General features: G+C 61.1%; 12 protein-coding genes. 1 reads left to right on the top strand and 11 read right to left on the bottom strand.

Annotated elements, in window-relative coordinates:
* Positions 1-53: 53 nt before the first annotated feature.
* The 11 genes from KGB28_RS08900 to KGB28_RS08955 all read right to left on the bottom strand — a co-directional run bounded on the left by KGB28_RS08900 (position 54) and on the right by KGB28_RS08955 (position 14,451).
* Positions 54-1,628 (bottom strand): efflux transporter outer membrane subunit, encoded by a 1,575-nt coding sequence (locus tag KGB28_RS08900; RefSeq protein WP_223444269.1) that lies wholly within the window; start codon positions 1,626-1,628, stop codon positions 54-56.
* The gene (locus tag KGB28_RS08905; protein WP_223444270.1) at positions 1,625-2,689 is read right to left on the bottom strand and encodes an HlyD family secretion protein; all 1,065 of its coding nucleotides are present in this window, start codon (positions 2,687-2,689) and stop codon (positions 1,625-1,627) included. Before KGB28_RS08905 ends, KGB28_RS08900 begins: the two co-directional genes overlap by 4 nt.
* Before the next feature lie 26 nt (positions 2,690-2,715).
* Entirely contained in the window at positions 2,716-4,248 is a 1,533-nt protein-coding gene (locus KGB28_RS08910; RefSeq protein ID WP_223444272.1) for an MFS transporter, read from the bottom strand.
* 223 nt (positions 4,249-4,471) lie between these two features.
* Complete coding sequence (locus KGB28_RS08920; RefSeq protein WP_223444273.1) at positions 4,472-5,392, bottom strand: LysR family transcriptional regulator; 921 nt, start codon at positions 5,390-5,392, stop codon at positions 4,472-4,474.
* Between the two features lie 94 nt (positions 5,393-5,486).
* Complete coding sequence (locus tag KGB28_RS08925) at positions 5,487-6,353, bottom strand: ABC transporter permease (RefSeq protein ID WP_223444274.1); 867 nt, start codon at positions 6,351-6,353, stop codon at positions 5,487-5,489.
* Between the two features lie 21 nt (positions 6,354-6,374).
* Complete coding sequence (locus KGB28_RS08930) at positions 6,375-7,235, bottom strand: ABC transporter ATP-binding protein (protein ID WP_223444275.1); 861 nt, start codon at positions 7,233-7,235, stop codon at positions 6,375-6,377.
* Between the two features lie 5 nt (positions 7,236-7,240).
* Positions 7,241-8,266, bottom strand: a complete 1,026-nt coding sequence (locus KGB28_RS08935) for an ABC transporter substrate-binding protein (protein ID WP_223444282.1) — start codon at positions 8,264-8,266, stop codon at positions 7,241-7,243.
* Between the two features lie 18 nt (positions 8,267-8,284).
* Positions 8,285-9,172, bottom strand: coding sequence for a TauD/TfdA dioxygenase family protein (locus KGB28_RS08940; protein WP_223444283.1), 888 nt, complete (start codon positions 9,170-9,172; stop codon positions 8,285-8,287).
* Positions 9,173-9,542: 370 nt separating this feature from the next.
* Entirely contained in the window at positions 9,543-10,907 is a 1,365-nt protein-coding gene (locus KGB28_RS08945) for an HlyD family type I secretion periplasmic adaptor subunit (protein ID WP_151215156.1), read from the bottom strand.
* Positions 10,897-13,053, bottom strand: a complete 2,157-nt coding sequence (locus KGB28_RS08950; protein WP_223444284.1) for a type I secretion system permease/ATPase — start codon at positions 13,051-13,053, stop codon at positions 10,897-10,899. Before KGB28_RS08950 ends, KGB28_RS08945 begins: the two co-directional genes overlap by 11 nt.
* A 42-nt stretch (positions 13,054-13,095) precedes the next feature.
* Positions 13,096-14,451, bottom strand: a complete 1,356-nt coding sequence (locus KGB28_RS08955) for a TolC family outer membrane protein (protein ID WP_223444285.1) — start codon at positions 14,449-14,451, stop codon at positions 13,096-13,098.
* Between the two features lie 352 nt (positions 14,452-14,803).
* On the opposite strand from KGB28_RS08955, the gene KGB28_RS08965 reads away from it, so the two are divergent.
* On the top strand, positions 14,804-22,588 hold the full coding sequence (locus tag KGB28_RS08965) for a retention module-containing protein (protein ID WP_317853297.1): 7,785 nt from the start codon (positions 14,804-14,806) through the stop codon (positions 22,586-22,588).
* The last annotated feature ends 100 nt before the right edge of the window (positions 22,589-22,688 follow it).

The following is a 22,688-nucleotide window of genomic DNA, read 5'->3' on the forward strand; positions in this document are numbered from 1 at the left end:
GTTGCGATGACGCCACTCATTGCCCGGTATTGCCGGACAGGTACAACCCATAGTCATCCGACCGGCTCGAAGTACGCCGTCTCTGCCACGGGATACACCGACTGCCATCCGCCACCCAACGCCTTGTACAACCCGACGGCCGCCAGCGACACGCCGGTCGAGCTCTCGACCCACTGCTCCTGCGTGGCCAGCAACGCCCCTTGCACGGTGAGTACGGTGACGAAATCCACCACGCCCTCGACGTACTGCTGTTGCGCGGTGTCCAGCGCAATGCGGTTCTGGCGCACGGCTTCGGCCAGGCTGTCGCGGCGTAACTGGCTGGCGTTGTAGGCGGTCAGTTGATCATCGATTTCATGCCAGGCGCGCAGCACGGTTTGCTGATAGGCGATAGCGGCTTCCTGTTGTTGCGCTTCACGCAACTCGAGCACGCCACGCAAGCGGCCTCCGTCGAACAGCGGCAAGCTGAATTGCGGGCCGATGCCGAACGAACGCGAACCCCAGGAGCCGAAATCGCTCAGTTGCATGGCCTGGGAGCCGATATTCCCCGACAGGGTGATTCGCGGATAGAAATCGCCCTTGGCCACGCCGATGCTGGCAGTGGCGGCATGCAGTCGCGCTTCGGCCTGGCGAATGTCCGGCCGACGTGCAGCCAGTTGCGAGGGCAAGCCAATGGCGACCTGACGCGGCGTTTGCGGCACCGGCGCGTCTGTGGATAACTCCGCCGCCAATGCCTGGGGCGGTTCGCCCATCAACAGACTCAAGGCGTTGATCAGTTGCCACTGGCGCTGCTCCAGTGCGGGCAGGCGTGATTCGATGGCCGCCACTTGTGCGGCGGCTTCGGCGACATCCAGATCCGTCGCGACGCCGTCGGCCAGGCGCAACTGCGAGAGCTCCAGGCTATGGCGGGCGACGTCGAGATTCTGCTCGGTGACGAGCCGGGTGTTCTGCACACCGCGCAGCTGAATGTAGTCCTGGGCGGTTTCGGCCAACACCGACAGCAGCACACCGCGTCGGTCGTTCTCGGCGACTTCCAGATTGGCGTCGGCCGCTTCGGTTTCCCGCCGCACGCGCCCCCAGAAATCCAGCTCCCAGGACGCGGAAAAGCCGGCATCCCACAGGTTGAAGGCAGATTGGCCGTTGTGTCCTGACGGGTCGTTCAGGCCTTCACCACTGTTGCGGTTGCGTCCGTAACGGCCGCTGGCAGCCGTGTTGGGGTAGCGCTCGGCGGTGATGACCTGACGCACTGCACGACTTTGCTGCAAGCGGCTGCTGGCCAGCTTCAGGTCGAGGTTGTCGGTCAGGGCGCGTTGGCTCAGGGCTGAAAGTTTGGGGTCGTGGAACACTTCCCACCAGCGCTCGGCCATCGTTTCGGTGACGGCCTGGCTGGCAGCGGCCCTTGATGGTTTCGACCATTCGGTGATTTCGGTGGCTTCGGGCGTCTGGAAGTCCGGACCGACGGTACAGGCTGACAGGCTCAGCACAAGCAAGGCAGAAAAAGTCAGGCGAGGCTGATGGCCTCTTCGCGAGCAAGCCCGCTCCCACATTGAAACGCATTCCCCTGTGGGAGCGGCGGTGCGGCGATCCGACTTGCTCGCGAAGGCGTCAGCGCGACCAACGAAAATCTTCATCGCTGAACAACCTCTTTCACCTTGGCGGTGGCCGTATCAATACTCGCCTCCACCGACATCCCCACCCGCAAGCGCTCGGCCAGCGACTGCCCCGGCTCCAGCACGATCTTCACCGGTATCCGCTGCACCACTTTGGTGAAGTTGCCGGTGGCGTTGTCCGGCTTGACCGCGGCGAACGTCACCCCGGTGGCCGGTGCAATGCTTTCGACACGACCGTTCAATGCCGCACCACCCAGGCTGTCGACGCGCACTTGCACAGCCTGCCCAGGCTGTACATCCGTCAGTTGGGTCTCCTGGAAATTGGCCATCACGTAAGCCTGCGCCAGCGGCACCACGGCGAGGATTTTGCTGCCCGGGGTGACGTAGGCGCCGACCCGCACCGCGCGTTCGCCGACCATGCCGTCCTGTGGCGCGACGATCCGCGTATAGGACAACTCGTAGCTGGCCATTTCCAGCTGCGCTTGCGCCCGTTTCAGCCCCCCTTCGGCTGCATCGCGCTGGGCCGTGAGGATCTCCACCTGCTTGCGTTCCGCCGCCAGCACCGCCGTGGCATTGGCCATTCGTGCGGATGCCTGGTCGATGCGCGTTTGCGCCTGTTGCGCATTTTGCACCGTGCCGGCGCCCACCCCGGCGAGGTGGTTGTAGCGGTTCAATTCATGCTCGGCAAAGGCCATTTCCGCCTTGGCCGAAACCACCGAGGATTGCGCCTGGGCAATCACCGACGCCTGGCGCTCGAGGGTCGCCCGGGCGTTTTGCAGTTGCGCCCTGGCGACCAGCGTTTCGGCATCGGCGGCCTCGGCGGCGGCGCGTAGATCGCGGTCATCGATCAGCGCCAGCAACTGCCCGGCCTTGACCTGCTGGTTGTCCTCGACCAGCACTTGTTTGATAAACCCGGCAACCCGCGGCACGACCAGGGTGAAATCCGCCGAGACATAAGCATCGTTGGTGTTCTGCTGGGTACGCTTGCCGAACAGGCCGGGCATCGCCAGGTACAGCAACACGCCGACGGCCAATGCGGTGGCCACGCCAACCGCGACTTTCTGCTTTGCGTGAGTGTTCATAAAAACCTTCTGTATCAGTGGAGCATTCAGGTCGGTGCGCGCGGCGGAAAGATCCGTGTCGGCAGCCAGAAAATCAGCAGGATCAAGGTCACGGCGATACCGGCCATGCACAGGTAAAGATCAGAGGAAGTGAGCACCACCGCTTGCTCATGCAGTCGATGAGCAAGGCTTGCGCTGTCGCGCTCGGCCAGCAGCGAGTTGCCGAGGCGGTCGACCAGCATGGTCGAGTGAAAATGCAGGCGTGCCGTGGTCAGCGCCTCGATCACCCCGGTGGCGATGACCGCCGACAGGCCTTTGACGGTGTTGAACCAGGCCGATGCGAACGGCCCATCCATCGGGTTGATGCTGCCGGTGGACAGCATCAGCAGCGGCAACACCGCCATGGGCTGACCGAAAATCTGCAGCCATTGCAGCACATAGAAATCATCGCGAATCCATGCGGACGTCAGCTGCGAGCCGCCGACGCACGACAGCGCCAGCATGCTCAGGCCGATGCCCAACACCCAGCGGCAATCGACCCAGCGAAAGTTGCACAGCGCCGCCACCAACGGCAGCGCAATCAATTGCGGCAGCGCCGCCAGCAGCATGATCGGCGCGGTCTGCACCGGGCGATAACCCTGGACCTGCGCCAGGTAGCTGGACGGAATAATGATCACCGCCTGCAATACCACCAGCACGCCCGCCAGGGTCAGCAGGGCGAAGGACAGATTGCGGATGCCTAGCATCTGCATCTTGAAAAACGGCATCGGCTGCGACCACTCGCCGGTCAAAAACAGCACCAGCAACAACAACCCGCCGCCGAGCAATCCGCAGATCAGGTTCGACTCGAACCAGTCCAGGCGATTGCCCTGCAGGATGCCGATCACCAGCATGCAGATGGCGGGAAAACCCAGCAGCACACCGCGCCAGTTGAAGGACTTGAAGCGCTCCAGTCGCAGCGGGTCCTGGGGCAAGCCATACGCCACCGCCGCCATGGCAATCAGGCACGGCGCGATGATTTGCCAGAAGGTCCATTGCCAGCCGACATACTCGGTCCACAACCCGGCCAACGGCGTGCCCAGGCCCGGGCCGAACGTCGCCGTCAGGGCATAACCGGCCAGGCCATACAACTTCACGTTGGCGGGCAAAAACCGCAGGGCCACGGTCATCAGCATGGGTGGCAATGCACCGCCCGCCAGGCCTTGCAAGGTGCGCAGCAACAACAGGCTTTCGTAATTCGGGGCGAAGGGGCACAACACACCCAGCAGGGTGAACAGGCCGATGGCCCACAGGGTGAAACGCCGCAATGAGAACGTCACCGCACACCACGGCGCGAACGCCATGGCCGCCACGGAAGTCGCGGTGTAACAGGCGACCAGCCAGGTGCCTTCGTCGTAGCCGATGGCCAATGCACCGCGGATGTCGGCCAGGGCGACTTTGGTCACCATCTCGTTCAGGCCCGACACCAGCACCGCCAGCAATACGCCCACCAGGCCGATGATGATCCGCGGGCCGAAAACCTGTGGTGAAGCTGTCGGGCCGGTCGCGGCGACAGGTGCCGGGGCCGTAAGGGAAGTCATGTACTGCAAGCTCCGGCGTGGAAAGTCCGAAGCATTCTAGGAAGCGTGACGCCTGACGAAAATCAACTTATCGGCAGGTTATAAGTGCGCTAGACGCAACAATACAAAACCCCTGTGGGAGCGGGCTTGCTCGCGAATGCGGCTTATCATTCAACATTGATACCGACTGATCCAACGCCTTCGCGAGCAAGCCCGCTCCCACAGGAGGAAGTTGCGCTCGACCTCAGTCCGGTTGCGCAGCCAACCATGTCTCATCGCAGCAGGCTTTCAGCGTTTCCCGCAGCCAACGGTGGGCCGGATCCTTGTCGAAACGCGGATGCCAGGCCTGGGTCAGCATCAGGGTCGGCAACGGGATGGGCAGGTCGAACGAGCGCAGCTTCAGTCCGAGCCGTCGCACGCTCAGCAGCGCCTCTTTGGGCACCGGCAGAATCAGGTCGGAATCGGGCAAGGCAAACATCGCCGCATGAAAGCTTGGTGCGATCACCGCCACCCGTCGCTCCAGTCCCAGGGCATTGAGCGCGGTATCGATCGGACCTCGGGCAATGCCACGCCGGGACATGCTGATATGCGAGAAGCCCGCGTAGCGCTCCGCCGTAATCTCATCGTCCAGCAGCGGATGATCCTCGCGCACCAGGCCAACGAAGTGGGTGGAAAACAGGTTCTGAATCTTCACTTCCGGGGTCAACGGCCGGGTGTTGCTGATGCTCAGATCGATCCGCCCTTCGCGCAACGCCTCATCATCGCCATCGCCTTCCGGGACGAAACGCAACTCGCAGTGCGGCGCTTGCCGGTCAAGGGTGTCGAACAGCTTGCCACCGTAGACGCCGACAAAGAAGTCGTTGGCCCGAATACTGAACCGCCGCCGCAGCGAACTCAGCTCCACCGCATCAGCCGAACGAAACAGTAACCCGGCCTGCTCCACCACACTGCGCACCTGCTCGCGCAATTCCAGCGCCTTGGGGGTCGGCACCAGGCCACGGCCGGCGCGTACCATGATCGGATCGCCAATGGCTTCGCGGATGCGCGTTAGCGTGCGGCTCATGGCCGCCGGGCTCAGGTTCATCCGCCGCGCAGCGCCCACCACACTGCCCTCGTCGAGCAAGGCATCGAGGGCGACCAACAGGTTCATGTCCGGAAGTTGCATAGCGAGCACTCGTACCTGATCTTTATTGATTCAAGCGCAATGCTAGCAAACTCCACTCAGCCATTGTGAAAGCGGACTTCACACAATCAGACAGTCAACGTTGCATCCCCCAGCGCTTCACCGTTACCCGCTCCAACGAATCAAACACCAGATTCTCCACCAGCAACCCAATCAGAATCACCACCGCCAACCCGGCAAACACCTTGTCCGTGTACAGCTCATTGCGATTCTGAAAGATGTACCAGCCCAACCCGCCCTTCCCGCTGGTCGCACCAAACACCAACTCAGCAGCAATCAATGTCCGCCAGGCAAACGCCCAGCCGATTTTCAGCCCGGCGAGGATTGATGGCAGTGCCGCCGGAATCAGGATGAACAGCACGAAACGCATACCCTTGAGGCCGTAGTTGCGCCCGGCCATGCGCAGGGTTTCCGAGACGCCGAGGAAGCCAGCGTAGGTGTTCAGCGCCAGCGCCCAGAGCACCGAATGCACCAGCACGAAAATCAGGCTGTTTTGCCCCAGCCCGAACCACAACAGCGCCAGTGGAAGCAGCGCGATGGCCGGCAACGGGTTGAACATCGAGGTCAGAGTACTGAGCAAGTCACGACCGAATTGTGTCGACACCGCCAACGTCGTCAGGGCAAACGCCAGGACGATGCCGATCAGATAGCCCTTGAGTAACACCACCAAAGAAATCCACACCTTACTCAGCAATTCACCGCTGAGCAGACCGTCGTACAACGCGTGAGCGGTTTGCACAAAACTCGGCAGCAGCAGGTCGTTGTTCTGATACCGCGCAACGGCTTCCCACAGCACCGAGAGCAAAATCAGGATCAGGCTCTTACGTAGCCAGCCCTGTTGCCACAGACGTTGGCCGAGGGGCAATTCCCTCTCCAGCGGTACGCTGGTCAGTGGCTGCAAAACCGTTTCGAACTCTTCACGCGGGGATGATAAATGGCTCATCGGGCCCTCCTCTCAACTGGCTCAATAAGCGATGCGGATGTCGGCGAAGTCCAGTTCATGTTCGGCTTGCGGTGATTGACCTTCGTCGAACAACAGCCGGTGAATACGTCGCGCCGATTCCTGAAACGCCACACCGCCGAGGCTATGCAAATCGTATTGGTGGCTGTGGACTTGCGCCCTCACCCGGCCCGGATGGGGTGACAGCAACAGAATGCGATTGCCCACCACCAGCGCCTCTTCGATAGAGTGCGTGACGAACAGCAGCGTGAAACGCACTTCCTCCCAGAGCAGCAGCAATTCTTCCTGCATCTTGCGCCGGGTCAGGGCATCGAGCGCGGCAAAGGGTTCGTCCATCAACAGGATTTTCGGCTGCATCGCCAGCGCCCGAGCGATGGCGACCCGGGCCTTCATCCCGCCTGACAAGGTGTGCGGATAAGCCTCGGCAAACGCCGCCAGGCCGACCTTTTCCAGATAGTGCAGCGCCCGTTCTTCGGCCTCCCTGCGCTTGAGGGTTTTCGAGGCCAGAAGCGGAAACATCACGTTCTGCTTCACGGTTTTCCACGGCGGCAGTTGATCGAACTCCTGGAACACCACGATCCGGTCCGGCCCCGGCGCATCGACGCGCTGGCCTTGCAGACGGATCTCGCCTTCCACTGGCTGGATGAAGCCGGCGGCGGCCTTGAGCAACGTCGACTTGCCACAGCCGGACGGCCCGAGCAGGACAAAGCGGTCCGCCGGATCGATCTCGAAACTGACTTGATGGGTCGCCCGCACCACCCGCTGCGGCGTGCGGTATTCGAGGCTGACGTTATCGACCGACAGCAGCGCCTGGGCTGCCGCGATCGGTTTGCTGACCGTGTGGCCTTGCAATGGGGCGTTCATTTCGGTCAGCTCCCTTGCAGCGGCTTGGCGTCCTGGAAGAAGTAGTCCTTCCATGAATCCGGTTTGTTTTTGATCGCGCCGACGCGGTAGAGGAACTCGGCCAACGGGTAAGTGTTTTTCGGCGTGACGCTGAATTCGAACTGCGGGTTGTCGATGATTTTCAGCAACGCGGCGCGGTCGATTTTTGCCTTGGTAACGCGGATGTAAGTGTCCGCCGCTGCGCCTTTATCGTTCTGCGCGAATTGCGCCGCTTCGGTCAGTGCATCGATAAACGCCTTGTAGGTTTTCGGGTTTTCGTCGCGGAATTTCTCGGTGGCGAACAGCACCGTCGGCGAGTTCGGACCAAGCAGGTCATAGGTGTTCAGCACCACGTGCACATTGGGATTGGCCAGTTCCTGATCCTGGAACGGCGGGTTGGAAAAATGCCCGCTCAGCTCGGTGCCGCCGGCCACCAGCGCCGCTGTCGCATCGGGGTGCGGAACAGCGATGGTGTATTTGTCGAGGCGATTGAAGTCCTTGTCACCCCACTGTTTGGCCGCTGCATATTGCAGGAAGCGCGACTGCACCGACACGCCCACCGCTGGCACTGCGATGCGGTCCTTCTCGGTAAAGTCGGCGATGGTTTTGACTTTCGGATTATTGCTCACCAGGTAGTACGGAAAGTTACCCAGGGAAGCCACGGCTTTCACGTTCTGCTTGCCGTGGGTGCGATCCCAGATGGTCAACAGCGGGCCGACACCGGCGCCGGCAATGTCGATCGAGCCGGACAGCAGTGCATCGTTGACCGCCGCGCCGCCCGAGAGCTGGGTCCAGTCGACCTTGATGTCGATGCCTTCCTGCTTGCCGTACTTCTCGATCAGGTTCTGATCGCGCACCACATTGAGCAACAAGTAAACGATGCCGAACTGTTCGGCGATACGGATTTCACCTTCAGCGTGGGCCACGGTCGGCGCCACCAGGCTGCCGGCGATCAGGCTGAAACCCAGGCCGATGGCCGCGGCCAGCGGTGCGAATGGAAGACGTTTGGACATGATCAGATCTCCGACAAATCAGAAAGGCGCGTCGCCCTGGATGGTGGTGCGATACAGCTTGCGGCGCAGATGGCTGGGGCATCCGGCGGCGAGGTGGATCAGCGAACGGTTGTCCCAGAACACCAGGTCATGGGGCTGCCATTGATGGCGGTAGATGTTTTGCGGCAGCACGCTGTGGGCATAGAGCTCAGTCAGCAGTTGCTGGCTCTCGTCTTCCGGCAGGCCAACGATGCGGGTGGTGAACCCCTCGCTGACGAACAACGCCTTGCGGCCGTTTTCCGGGTGGGTGCGCACGACCGGGTGGACGACTTCGGCGACCTGGGCGAGTTGCTCAGGCGTCAGGGTCGGGCGCCAGTTGCCTTCGAATTTGGTCTCGCTGTAACGCGCGGTGTAGGAATGCGCCGCCGAGCGACCTTCCACCGCTTTGCGAAACGCGAGCGGCAGGTTGTCCCAGGCTTTGTGCATGTCGGCGAACAAGGTGTCGCCGCCTTCTGACGGCAGCTCCTGGGCATGCAGCATCGAGCCCAGGCTCGGCAGCTCCTTGTAAGAAAGATCGGAGTGCCAGAACTTCCCAGCATCGCCCAGGCCGATGTTCTGGCCGTTTTCGACGATGTTGGAAACGATGAGGATTTCCGGATGCCCTGCCAGCAGGAACTGCTTGAGCACGTGGATCTGCAATACGCCAAAACGACGGCTGAAATCGATCTGTTGTTCAGGGGTTATGCGCTGGTCGCGGAACACCACCACGTGATGATCCAGGTGCGCGCGGTGAATGCGGGAAAAATCGTCATCATTGATCGGGCGGGACAGGTCGAGACCGATGATCTCGGCGCCCACCGCTCCGCTGAACGGGCGGATTTCAAAGAATTGTGGCGCGATGCTTGGCGAAGCTGAAGCTGCAGACATAAATCACTCCCACGCACGGCACGCTCAAAGGCGCGCGCGTCGATCAGAAACTCACGGAGGTCCCGTGTTGGTTCGTGTCGTGCGGCGCGCCGATTGGTCGGCAGGTACGCAGGAGATTGACTTTATAGATATAAGAATTGAAATTTAAATACCGTTAATGAATAACGATATGGCGATTGCCAAGGGAATGGAGGAATCGTGGTGTGATGTTATTTGTCACTTTCTGACAGGGTTGTGGTGTTTTGGCGGACGCCATCGCGAGCAGGCTCGCTCCCACAGGGGTCAGTGGAAACACAAAAATTGCGTTTCAACACAGATCCACTGTGGGAGCGGGCTTGCTCGCGAAGAGGTCGTCAACCGCGCTGCAGGACTAGCGCTCGTGCAGCGCCTCGGCCCGCGCACGGATGATCGGCTTGAGCAGGTAGCTCAGCACGGTCTTCTTGCCGGTGATGATGTCCACGGAAGCCACCATCCCCGGAATGATCAGCAACGGCTTTTCATCGGTGCCCAAGTGGCTGCGGTCGGTGCGCAGCTTGATGATGTAGTAGGTGGTCTTCTTGTCTTCATCGGTGATGGTGTCGGCGCCGATCTGCTCCAGCCTGGCCTTCAACCCACCGTAGATGGTGTAGTCATAGGCAGTGAATTTCACCGTCGCTTCCTGCCCCGGATGCAGGAACGCGATGTCCTGCGGGCGGATCTTCGCCTCGACCAGCAAGGTGTCGTCCAGCGGCACGATTTCCACCAGGTCGCTGCCTGGCTGGATTACCCCGCCGATGGTATTGACCAGCAGCTTGTTGACGATGCCCCGCACTGGTGAAGTGACCAGGGTCCGGCTGACCCGGTCTTCCAGAGCCTTGCCGGTGGCCTGGGCCTTGTTCAGGTCGGTGCGTGCTTCGTTGAGTTGGGTCAGGGCTTCGCTACGGAACTTGCCGCGGGTTTCATCGACCTTGCGCTGCACTTCCTTGATTGCCGATTCGGCACGCGGAATGGCCAGGGTGGTGGCGTCGAGCTGACCACGGGTCTCCGCTTCGGCACGCCTGAGGCGCAAGACTTCCACCGGCGATACCGCGCCCTGGGCCACCAATGGCTCAGACATGCTGATTTCCTGACGCTGGAAGCCCAATTGCTGGCGATACTGCGCCTGCTTGGACGTGAATTCGCGCAGCTCTTGCTGGCGCTGGATCAACTGCTCCTGCAAGCCGCCAATCTCATCGTGCAACTGTTGGCGGCGGCTGATATAGAGCGATTCTTCGCTCTTGGCCTGACCCGGCACGGCCTTGAGCACATCCTCGGGGAAGTTCAGCGGGCGATCTTCGACCTCGGCGCTCAGGCGTTCGACCCGCAGCAGCATCGACAGCCGATCGGCTTCGGTTTCGCCAACGTTCGAAGCAAATCGTGTGTCGTCCAGGCGAATAAGCGGTGCGCCAGCCTCGACGATCTGGCCTTCCTTGACGAACAGCTCGGCAACGATACCGCCTTCAAGGTTCTGGATTTTCTGGATCTTCGACGATGGAATCGCCTTGCCGTCGCCCTTGGTCACTTCGTCGATCACCGCGAAATTGGCCCAGAGCATCAGGAACACAAAGAACGCGATGATCGCCCAGATCGTCAGCCGCACCACGCGTGGCGCATCCTCGATCAGCGCCTTGTTGACCTCCGGCAGCGGCTGGCCCTGAAGCGAAGCAGAGCCTTTGAAGTAGCGACGGATCGAATCCTTACCCGACTTAAGCAACACTGATCTGCCCCTTCTTCAACGCTTCCATCACCGCGGCTTTCGGGCCGTCGGCGAGTATCTGCCCGCGATCGATCACGATCAGCCGATCCACCAGCGACAACAGCGATGCCCGGTGCGTCACCAGCACCATGGTCTTGTTTTCGATCACCGCTGCCAGGCGCTGCTTGAGACGCTCTTCGCCAGTGTTGTCCATGGCGCTGGTCGGCTCGTCGAGCAGCAGGATCGGCGGGTTGAGCAACAATGCACGGGCCAGGGCGACGTTTTGTCGTTGACCGCCGGAGAGGTTCTGCCCGCGCTCGCCGACTTGCAGTTCATAGCCCTGCGGATGCAGGCGCGCATACTCGTGGACGCCAGCCAGTTCTGCGGCTTGCAGCACCAGCTCGTCCTCGACATACCGCGCGCCGGAAACCAGGTTGTCGCGCAAGGTGCCGGCGAGCAACTGAATGTCCTGGGGCACGTAGCCGATGTTGTAACGCAGTTCGCTGACGTCGATCTGGCGGATATCCACACCATCGACCAACAGCGCGCCGTCATCCGGCTGATACAGCCCCACCAGCAATTTCGCCAGCGAGCTCTTGCCCGAACCGCTTCGGCCAATGATGCCAACCTTCTCGCCGGGACGAATCGACAGGTTGATGTTCTTCAGCGCCAGGTTCTGCTGTTGCGGGTAGGTGAAGTTGAGCTGGCGGCACTCAATGCCGCCCTGCAGCACCTTGCGGCTAAGCGGACGCTCTTCGAAATTGCGCTCTTGGGGCAACTCCATCATCTGGTCGACCGAGGTCATGGTCACCCGTGCCTGCTGATAACGAGTCAGTAACCCGGACAGTGACGCCAGCGGGCTGAGCGCACGGCCACTGAGCATATAGCAGGCAATCAGGCCGCCCATGCTCAGGTGACCGTCGATGATCTGGTACACGCCAAAGACGATCATGATCACCCCGGCCAGTTGCTGGATCAGCAAGGTGATGTTCATCGCCAGGCCGGAGAGCATTTTCACCCGCAACTCAAGACGACTGAGGGTGCCGATGGTCTGTTCCCACTGATACTGGCGTTCGCTTTCGGCGTTGTTGACCTTCACCGCATCCAGGCCGGCCAGGGTTTCGATCAGGCTCGACTGACGCTCGGCCCCCAGCGCCATGGTCCGTTCCATGGTCGCCACCAGGGGTTTCTGCAGGGCGTAGCCGATGACCAGGGCAATCGGGAATGCCAGTACCGGTATCCACACCAGGTGTCCGCCGAGGATCGCGATGACGATGAAAATCAGCAGGGTGAACGGCAGGTCGATCAGGCTGGTGAGGGTCAGCGAGGCGAGGAAGTCGCGCAGGTTCTGGAACTCGTGGATGTTCTGGGCAAAGCTGCCGACCCGCGCCGGCCGGTATTTCATGGCCATGCCGACGATGCGCTCGAACAGCGTGGCCGAGATAATCAGGTCGGTTTTCTTGCCGGCCAGATCCAGGCACAGGCTGCGCAGGCTTTTCAGGATCAGGTCGAAGAGGTAGGCGCCCGTGATGCCGAGTGCCAGCACCCAGAGCGTCGCTTCGGCCTGGTTCGGCACGACGCGGTCGTAGACGTTCATCACGAACAACGGCGCAGCCATGGCAATGATGTTGATCAAAAAACTGGCGGCAATGGCGTCGACATACAACCAGCGCGAACGCTTGAGGGTATCGCGGAACCACGAGCGCGCCCGCGGAATCAGCGTGCCGTGGTTGACGTCGAATTTGTGCTGCGGCTGGGCGAAAAAGACCCTGCCGGTATAGTCGTCGGCCAGCAGCTCACGGCTAACCAGGGACTCGCCGCCATCGCTTTCGCTGAGCAGCACCCGTACCTGATCTTGGCCTTGCCAGCCAAGCAGGACGGCACTGCGACCGTCCTTGAGCAGCAGCAATGCCGGCATGGCAATCGCCGGAATATCCTCCAGCTTGCGTTGCAGCACCCGACCTTGCAGCCCCGCGCGAGCTGCCGCACGTGGCAGCAACTCGACACTCAAGCGTTGCTCGGGCAGCGGCAGGCCGGTGGTCAGCATTGCCGCGCTGGCAGGCTTCTGGTGCAGCATGCAAAGAGCGAGCAGACCATCCAGCAGCGGATCGTCATGCAACGCGCGCGGATCATGAATGAGTTGAACCCGACTGACTTCTGATTCCACGCTCGGCACTCTTGGCTAACAATTGAATAATGAAGGTCTTGCTCAGTTCATACCGGGCAATTGGACCTTGGGCTTCACATCGTTTTGCACAACGGATGCCAATGGTGCGACCACTCCCTGGCTCTTGAGCAACTCGCCCATGGTCGCTTTGATTCGGTACTGCGTAAATAACTGAGTGTTCCTGATCTCGGCCAGACGGCGAGAGGAGGTAAACAGTTCGTTCTCACTGTCGAGCAAATCGAGCAGGGTGCGCTCGCCAAGGCTGAACTGACGCTGATAAGCGGTACGCACGGCGGTGCTGTGATCGACGTATTGCTGAGCAATCGGCACTTGCGCGTTGGCATTGTTCAGGGCGTTCCAGGCCAGGCCCAGCTCTTCATTCAATTGGCGCAGGGCGTTGTTGCGGATGTCCAGCGCCTGGTTCGACAGGTACGCCTTGGATTCCAGATCGGCCTTGTTGCTGCCGCCGGCATACAGGTTGAAGCGCATGCGCAGCATGGCTTGCCATTCGTTGTTGTGGCCGTCCTGACCATCAATGTCGTTGTCCGCGCTGCGACCCAGCTCAGCATCGAAGCGTGGGTAGAACGTCGACTTGGCCGTGTCGTATTGCTTCTCGGCAGCGGCGATATCGGATTCGGCCGAGCGCAGGATCGGGCTGTTTTCCAGCATCTGCGCACGGGCTTCATTCAGGTTGGCCGGCATCAGTGCCATGAAACTCGCCGGGCGCTCCAGTTGATCGGGCATCTGGCCGACAGCGGAGAGGTAGTTGGTTTCGGCGTCAGCCAGGTTGGTCTGCTCGGTGATCAGGTTGTTGCGCGCCTGAGCCATCCGCGCCTCGGCCTGATCGAGGTCGGCGCCACTGCCAACGCCACGCTGGGTACGCAGTTGGATCTGGTCGTAAATGCGTTGGTGGCTCTTGAGGTTGTCCTCGGCCAGACGCACGAATTCACGGCGTGTCAGCACGTCGAGATAAACCTGGGCCACGGTCAGCCCGGTACGCTCGGAAGTACTCAGCAGCGAGTAGGCGCGGGAGTTTACGGCGGCTTGTTGACGCCCAACTTCGCTGGACGTCGCAAAACCGTCAAAAACCATTTGGGTCAGCCGCAAACTGGACTCACTGCGATTCAGGGTTTCCCAGTGCTTGTTGCTGCTGCTGTCCGTGCGCGTCGTCACGCTATCGGTGCCTTCACGACCGTAACCACCCAGCAGGTCGACCCGTGGCAGGTATCCACCTTTCGCAGCCTTCAATTGATAGTCCGCAGCCAATCGGCTGTTGACGCCTGCCTGGACCTCCGGATGGACATCCAGCGCTTGTTGCATGGCGTCTGGCAAGGATTGCGCCTGGACGAAAGACGCGGCAAGGGCGAAAGGTAGAGCCATGAACAAGGGCGAACGCATGTAGGAATTTCCCAGAACTTCTTGTCTTGAATCACAGCAAAAGAGCTCGCTGCGTCGGAAGATGGCAAGCCGAATGACCGTATGTCGGAAAGTTCAAAAGCGGAACTGGATCACATACCGAGGACAGGTCACCACTGAAATATCAATGTGACATTACAGGGGCGATTGTTTAGGATGACCTGCAGAAGGTCAATAGTTTGGCATAAAGTTAATAGCGAAAAAACATAGCCAAATTATTGACTAATTTATGCGTCAAACTTGTGCATCCATTTTGCATACGTCCTGATTGGTCAGCGCAGACGCCATCAGGTCTATGGACGTCAACTGAACGTGACACCCCGGAGAGTCTTCAATGAGCAGTGTTGTTGCCATCGTCAAAAGCATTGTCGGTCAGGTTTTCGTGGTGTCCCCCGAGGGCATCCGCCGCGTTCTCGTTGAAGGCGACAAACTGTTTGCCGGTGACCAGATCGACACAGGCCTTTCCGGCGCCGTGTCCCTGGAACTGGCCGATGGCCGCACCATCGACCTGGGCCGTGACACCCAATGGAGCGCTGACGCTCCGGACTCCGGCACTGATCTGGCAGCCGCCACCGCGCAGGCCGCGCCGTCCGTTGAAGAGCTGCAACAAGCCATTGCCGCCGGTGCCGACCCGACCAAAGACCTTGAAGCCACGGCGGCGGGTCCGACGGCGGCGGGTTCTGGTGGTGCCGCCGGTGGCGGTCACAGCTTCGTGATGCTTGACGCCACCGCTGGCCGCGTCGATCCGACCATCGGCTTCCCAACTGCGGGTATCAACTCTGCCGGGCAAACGACCCTGGAAATCCCGGGTGGCCAATCCACCAATGCCAACGTTAACGCCAACACCAACACCAACACCAACACCAACACCCCGAGTGAATCAGTCCTCAGCCTCAGTGCCATGCCGACCATCACCGAGGCCGGTGGCGTGCTGGTGTACACCGCGACCCTGACCCAGGCGCCGCTGAGTGACCTGACTGTTACCTTGTCCAACGGCGCTGTGATCGTGATTCCCGCGGGCTCGACCACCGGCACCGTCAACGTGCCACTGGCTGCGAACGACACTGTTTATAACGACGCGACCCAGATCGAAGTAACTATCACCGGCACCAGTGGCGGCAGCGGCATCACTGTGACGCCGCCGACTACCCCGGCCGTGACTCAGGTCACCGATACCGTCGACACCACTACGGTCACCCTGGCGGCCGGCAACACAGTCACCGAAGGTGGTCAGATCACTTACACCGCCACCCTGACCAATCCGGCGCAGACGCCAGTAACCGTCACTCTGTCCAACGGTTCGACCATCACCATTGAAGCCGGCAAGACCAGCGGCAGCGTCAATGTGCCGACTACGGCCAACGATGTTTACAACAATGGCAGCACGGTCAGCACCACCATTACCGGCACCACCGGCGGCAACTTCGAAAACCTGGTGCCCAACACCACGCCAGCCGTGAACACCATCACCGATTCCGTGGACACCACCGGGCTGACCCTGACGGCCACCGGCAACATCACCGAAGGCGGCCAGATCACCTACACCGCCACCCTGAGCAATCCGGCCGGCACACCGATGACCGTGACCTTGAGCAATGGCTCGGTCATTACCATCGAAGCGGGTCAGACCAGCGGCACTGTCAACGTGCCGACTGCGGCCAACGATGTTTACAACAACGGCAGCACCGTCAGCACCACCATCACCGGTACCACCGGCGGCAACTTCGAAAGTCTGGTGCTCAACAACGCTCCAGCAGTAACCACGATTTCCGATGTGATCGACAAGGTCACCGTTACCATCGAAAGCGCTGGTCCGGTGCTGGAAGACCAGGCACCGACTTTCACCATCAAACTCGACCAGAAGCTGGATCACGACCTGACGGTGACACTCAGCAACGGCCAAACTGTGGTCATCGCGGCAGGCGCAACTCAAGTTGGCTATGCATTGCCGGCGCAAGGTGATGACGTCTACAAGGATGGCGGTAGCGCCTCGCTGGGTATCGCTGATGCCAGCGTTGCCGGTAAGACGTTTGAGAATCTGGTCATTGGCGGTCCTGCGTCGGTTGCTATCAACGACACCGTCAGCGAAGTGATCGCGACCCTGACCGTGGACAAATCCACCGTGGCTGAAGGCGGTTCGCTGACTTACACCGTGACCCTGAGCAACGCGGCCGGTCTGCCGATCAATAACCACGGTCCATTGGAGTTCACCCTCTCCGATGGCACCAAGATCACCGTCCCGGCCAATACCGCGACCGGCACGGCAACCATCACCGCTGCCGATGACGTGTTCACCGGTGGCCAGCCGTCCATCGTCAACAAGCTGGAATCGGTTACTGGTGCGGACAACTTCGAAAAACTGACCCTGGGTCAGACCAACGTCGAAACCACCGTCACCGACGAACCCGGTTCGGGCACCCCGAGCGACAACCAGGGCGACCAGGTCACCGTCAGCATCGAAGGCAATGGCGGCGTGCAGGAAAGCCTTGCGCCGACCTTCACCGTCAAGGTCGACCAGAAGCTCGATCACGACCTCAAGGTCACCCTGAGCAATGGCGGCACCGTCACCATCGAAGCCGGCAAATTGTCGGCCATCTACACCGCGCCGGTGCAGGGCGACGACGTCTACAAGGACGGCCAGACCCTGACGGTGGGTGTCACCGACGCCAGCGTCGACGGCAAGGCCTTCGAAAACCTGGTGATCGACGGCACCGCGGCCAACGTGGCCATCACCGACACCGTCAGCGAAGTCATCGCGACCCTGACCGCGGACAAGTCCACCGTGGCCGAAGGCGGTTCGGTGACTTACACCGTGACCCTGACCAACGCGGCCGGTCTGCCGATCAATAACCATGGTCCGTTGGAGTTCACCCTCTCCGATGGCACCAAGATCACCGTCCCGGCCAATACCGCGACCGGCACGGCGACCATCGCCGCTGCCGACGACGTGTTCACCGGTGGCCAGCCGTCCATCGTCAACAAGCTGGAATCGGTCAGCGGCGCTGACAATTTCGAGAAATTGACCCTGGGCAAGGACCAGTTCACCACCACTGTCACCGATGAGCCATCAGGTCAGGCCGACAAGGTCACCGTCAGCATCGAAGGCAATGGCGGCGTGCAGGAAAACCTCGCCCCGACCTTCACCGTCAAGGTCGACCAGAAGCTCGATCACGACCTCAAGGTCACCCTGAGCAATGGCGGCACCGTCACCATCGAAGCCGGCAAGCTGTCGGCCATCTACACCGCACCGGTGCAAGGTGACGACGTCTACAAGGACGGCCAGACCCTGACGGTGGGTGTCAGCGATGCGACGGTTGACGGCAAGGCCTTCGAAAACCTGGTGATCGACGGCACGGCGGCCAACGTGGCCATCACCGACACCGTCAGCGAAGTCATCGCGACCCTGACCGCGGACAAGTCCACCGTGGCTGAAGGCGGTTCGGTGACTTACACCGTGACCCTGACCAACGCGGCCGGCCTGCCGATCAATAACCACGGCCCGTTGGAGTTCACCCTCTCCGACGGCACCAAGATCACCGTCGCGGCCAATACCGCGACCGGCACGGCGACCATCGCCGCTGCCGACGACGTGTTCACCGGTGGCCAGGCACCGATCGTCAACAAACTGGAATCGGTCAGCGGCGCTGACAATTTCGAGAAATTGACCCTGAGCAAGGACCAGTTCACCACCACTGTCACCGATGAGCTATCGGGCCAGGGCGACACGGTCACGGTGAGCATCGAAGGCAATGGCGGCGTGCAGGAAAACCTCGCGCCGACCTTCACCGTCAAGGTTGACCAGAAGCTCGACCACGACCTCAAGGTCACCCTGAGCAATGGCGGCACCGTCACCATTGAAGCCGGCAAGCTGTCGGCCATCTACACAGCGCCGGTGCAGGGCGACGACGTCTACAAAGACCCAAGCAACCTGAGCCTGACCGTCGATTCGGCCAGCGTCGACGGTAAGGCCTTCGAAAACCTGGTGATCGACGGCACCGCGGCCAACGTGGCCATCACCGACACCGCCAGCGAAGTCATTGCCACTTTGACCGCAGACAAATCCACCGTGGCTGAAGGCGGCCAGGTCACCTACACCGTGACCCTGACCAACGCGGCCGGCCTGCCGATCAATAACCACGGCCCGTTGGAGTTCACCCTCTCCGACGGCACCAAGATCACCGTCCCGGCCAACACCGCGACCGGTTCCGCCACCATCATCGCCAAGGATGACGTCTACACCGGCGGCCAGCCGTTCATCGTCAACAAACTGGAATCGGTCAGCGGCGCTGGCAATTTCGAGAAGCTGACCCTGGGCAAGGACCAGTTCACCACCGCCGTCACCGACGAAGCAGGTTCGGGCACGCCGAATACGCCGGCCAACACCGGTGACGTCACCACCATCAGCATCTCGGGTGATACATCTGTCGTCGAGGGGCAGCCAGCGCATTACACCCTCACGCTGACCAACCCGGCTCACGGTGAAGTGACCGTAACCCTGACCTACTCCGGCACCGCAGCCAATGGTGTGGACTTCACCGGTGTGACGACGGTCAAGATCCCGGCGAATGCCAGCAGCGTGCCGTTCGACATTTCGACCATCGATGACAAGATCACCGAAGGCACCGAAAACTTCGTGGTCAAGATCGACTCGGCCATCGGCGGCAACTTCGAGAACCTGGCGATCAGCTCGTCCAACGGCAGCGTCAGCACGTCGATCATCGACAACGATGCACCACCAGTGCTGGACCTCGACGCCAACAATTCCAGCGGCGCCACCGGGGCCGATTACAAGGTGACCTTCACCGAGAACACCCCGGGTGCGGGCGTGTCGATCGGCGATACCGACCTGAGCATCACCGACCCGGACAGCACCTTGCTGACCGGCGCGACCATCGTGCTGACCAACCGTCAGGACGGCGATGCGCTGAACCTGGGCAACAGCGTCAACGGCATCACCATCAATGCCAACAGCACCAATGGCAGCGTCACCCTGACCCTGTCGGGTAACGCGACGCTGGCCGACTACATGCAGCAGATCAAGAACATCACCTTCATCAACAACGGTGAAGATCCGGGCACCGTGCCGCGGATCATCACCGTGACGGTGACCGATGGCAGCAACTACTCCAACACCGCGACCACCACGGTCAACGTGGTGGCGGTCAATGACGCACCGGTCGCAGCGCCGGTCAATGTCACCGGTACCGAAGACACGCCGCTGACTCTTGGCTGGTCGACCTTCGGCGTCAGCGACGTCGACAGTCCAGCCGCCAGCCTGGGTGTGAAAATCACCCAGCTGCCGGGCGAGGGCAAACTGCAGTACCTGGACGGTTCGACCTGGAAAGATGTCGCTGCCGACCAGACGTTCAGCAAGGCTGATATCGACGCAGGCAAACTGCGCTTCATGCCGGATGCCAACGAATCGGGTGTGGACGGATACGGCCCCGGCATTGGCGACCAAAAGGCTGACTACGCGCAACTCCAGTTCCAGCCAACCGACGGCCAGGTGCTGGGCAACACCGGCACGATCAAGATCGACATCACCCCAGTGGCGGATGCGCCGACCCTGAGTGTTGCCGACAACAGCGTGAAGTCCACCGGGTTGATCAAGGAAGTCTGGATCGGTCTCTCGGGTCTGGGCACCAACGGCAACGGCGCGGACTCGACCACGCTGAAAAACGTGATCGACGCCGCTGGCACAGCGAACTCCAAAAGCACCGTGACCAACGTGCAGTCCGACGGTGGCGTGACCGCCGGTACGGCGTCGAAAACCTCCGGCCTGATCTACCTCGAAGCCGGCAAGACCTACACCTTCAGCGGTACCGGCGATGACAGCCTGTTGGTGACCATTGGTGACAAGAATGCAGCCTCGACCACATGGGGCGCGGGCGGCAACCTCAATGGTTCGTTCACCCCGACCAGCAGCGGTTACTACACCCTGGACATCTACCACCACAACCAGAGCGGCCCGGGCAACTATGACGTCAACCTGTCGGTCAACGGCAGCACGCCGATCGACCTGAGCAGTGCCGGCGTACCGATTTACACCGGCGTGTCGGATCTGGTGAATGCCGGTGTGACCCTGTCCGACTTGCACGGCACCCATGGCGAAGGCTACTACGACGGTTACAAACTCAATACCGGTGCCGAAGGCACCAGTGTGAAATTGTCCGCCATCACCACCGCGCTGACCGACACCGACGGCTCGGAAAGCCTGAGCTTGAAGATCAGCGGCATGCCGGTCGGCTCGGCGCTCACCGACGGCGCGGGACATACCTTCACGGTCACCGCGTCCAATGGCGAGGCCAACGTAACGGGCTGGAGCCTCGGCTCTCTGACCGTCACTCCACCACCGTACTTCAACGGCCAGTTCAACCTGACCGTGACCTCGACCTCCACCGAGGCCCTGGGCGGTTCGGCCAGCAGCACTTCGCAGATTCCCGTGACCGTGTACCCGGCGGTCTACAACGCCGTCACTGCCACCGCAGCCAATGACACCGTCACCGGCACCGATGGCAATGACATCATCGTCGCCGACATCGGCGGCCTGACCGTGGTGCCGGGCACCAACTACAACATCGCGTTCATGGTCGACAGCTCCGGCAGTATGAGTACCTCGTCGATCAATTCGGCCAAGGACTCGCTGACGTCGGTGTTCAACACCCTCAAGCAAAGCCTGGGCAGCAACTCGGGTACGGTGAACATCTTCCTGGTGGACTTCGACACCCAGGTCAACAAGTCGGTGTCGGTGAACCTCAATGACCCGAATGCGCTGACTCAGTTGAAGGCGATTCTGGACTCGATGTCGTCCGGCGGCGGCACCAACTACGAGGACGTGTTCAAAACCACGGCCAACTGGTTCCAGAGTGCGGACGCCGTGGCCAACACCGGGGCGAAGAACCTCACGTATTTCATTACCGACGGCAAGCCGACTTACTACCAGAGCGGCGAGTCGACCAACCCGACCCTGTATGGCAGCACAACACTCGATAGCCTGATCACCACCAGCAACTATCAGCTGGGTAACGCGATCAGCCTGTTCCCCGACAGCACGCACCAGATCGACATTACCGCCTCGGGCCAAGTGACGGTCTGGACCAAGAGCAGCAACGGCAACAACGGCAATGGCAACGGCAATGGCAATGGCAACGGAAGTAGCTGGTCATCCAAGGACTTCGGCTATCTGCATGCCCAGGGTGACGGCACCTACGAGTTCTCGGGTCGTGACGGCGACGGCAACAGCACCGACGGGGACACCACCAGCAACTCCACCAGCAGCTTTACACTGTTGAGCAACCTGTCGAATGTCGAGGCCATTGGCCTCAACAGCGGAGTGAGCCTCAACGACCTGAAGCCGTACGACTCGGATCAATCGCCACAAACCAACATCGACCCGAAGGATCTGGCCAACTCGATCATTGGCCACACCGAGGCGACGATGCCGGGCAACGACACGGTCAGCGGTGGCGACGGCAACGACCTCCTGTTCGGCGACCTGGTGAGCTTCAACGGCATTGCCGGCGAGGGTTATCAGGCGATGCAAGCCTTCGTGGCGCAGCAATCCGGCGTGGACGTCAGCAAAGTCACCACCAGCAACGTGCACCAGTACATCACCGAGCATTACACCGCGTTCGATGTGTCCGGTGCCCATGACGGCAACGACACCCTGCTGGGCGGTGCAGGCAATGACATCCTGTTCGGCTCAGGCGGTAACGACACCCTCGACGGTGGCAAGGGCAATGACATCCTGCTCGGCGGTACTGGCACCGACACCCTGATCGGCGGTTCCGGTGGTGATACCTTCGTCTGGAAAGCGGGCGACACCGGCAACGACGTGATCAAGGACTTCAAGGCCAGCGAAGGCGACCGGATCGACCTGCGTGATCTGTTGCAGGGCGAAACCGGCAGCACCATCGACAACTTCCTGAAGATCACCACGGTCGATGGTGTGTCGTCGCTGCAGGTCAGCTCGGCCGGTCAGTTCAATTCGGGCAACGCCGCAGCCGCCACGCCGGACGTGACGATCAAGCTGGAAGGCAACAACTGGTCGAGCGCCAACCTGCACAACCTGATTGCCGGTAGCGACCCGACCATCAAAGTCGATCACAACAACAACTGATGCACGAAAACGACCGCTCCTTATGGGGCGGCCGTCACGTTTGCGTCCACTGCCCGGTGACGATTTCGTCACCGCGCCACATACTGGCGTGCAGTTGACC

It is taken from the genome of Pseudomonas sp. BF-R-19 (assembly GCF_019956445.1).
Classification (GTDB): domain Bacteria; phylum Pseudomonadota; class Gammaproteobacteria; order Pseudomonadales; family Pseudomonadaceae; genus Aquipseudomonas; species Aquipseudomonas fluorescens_BH.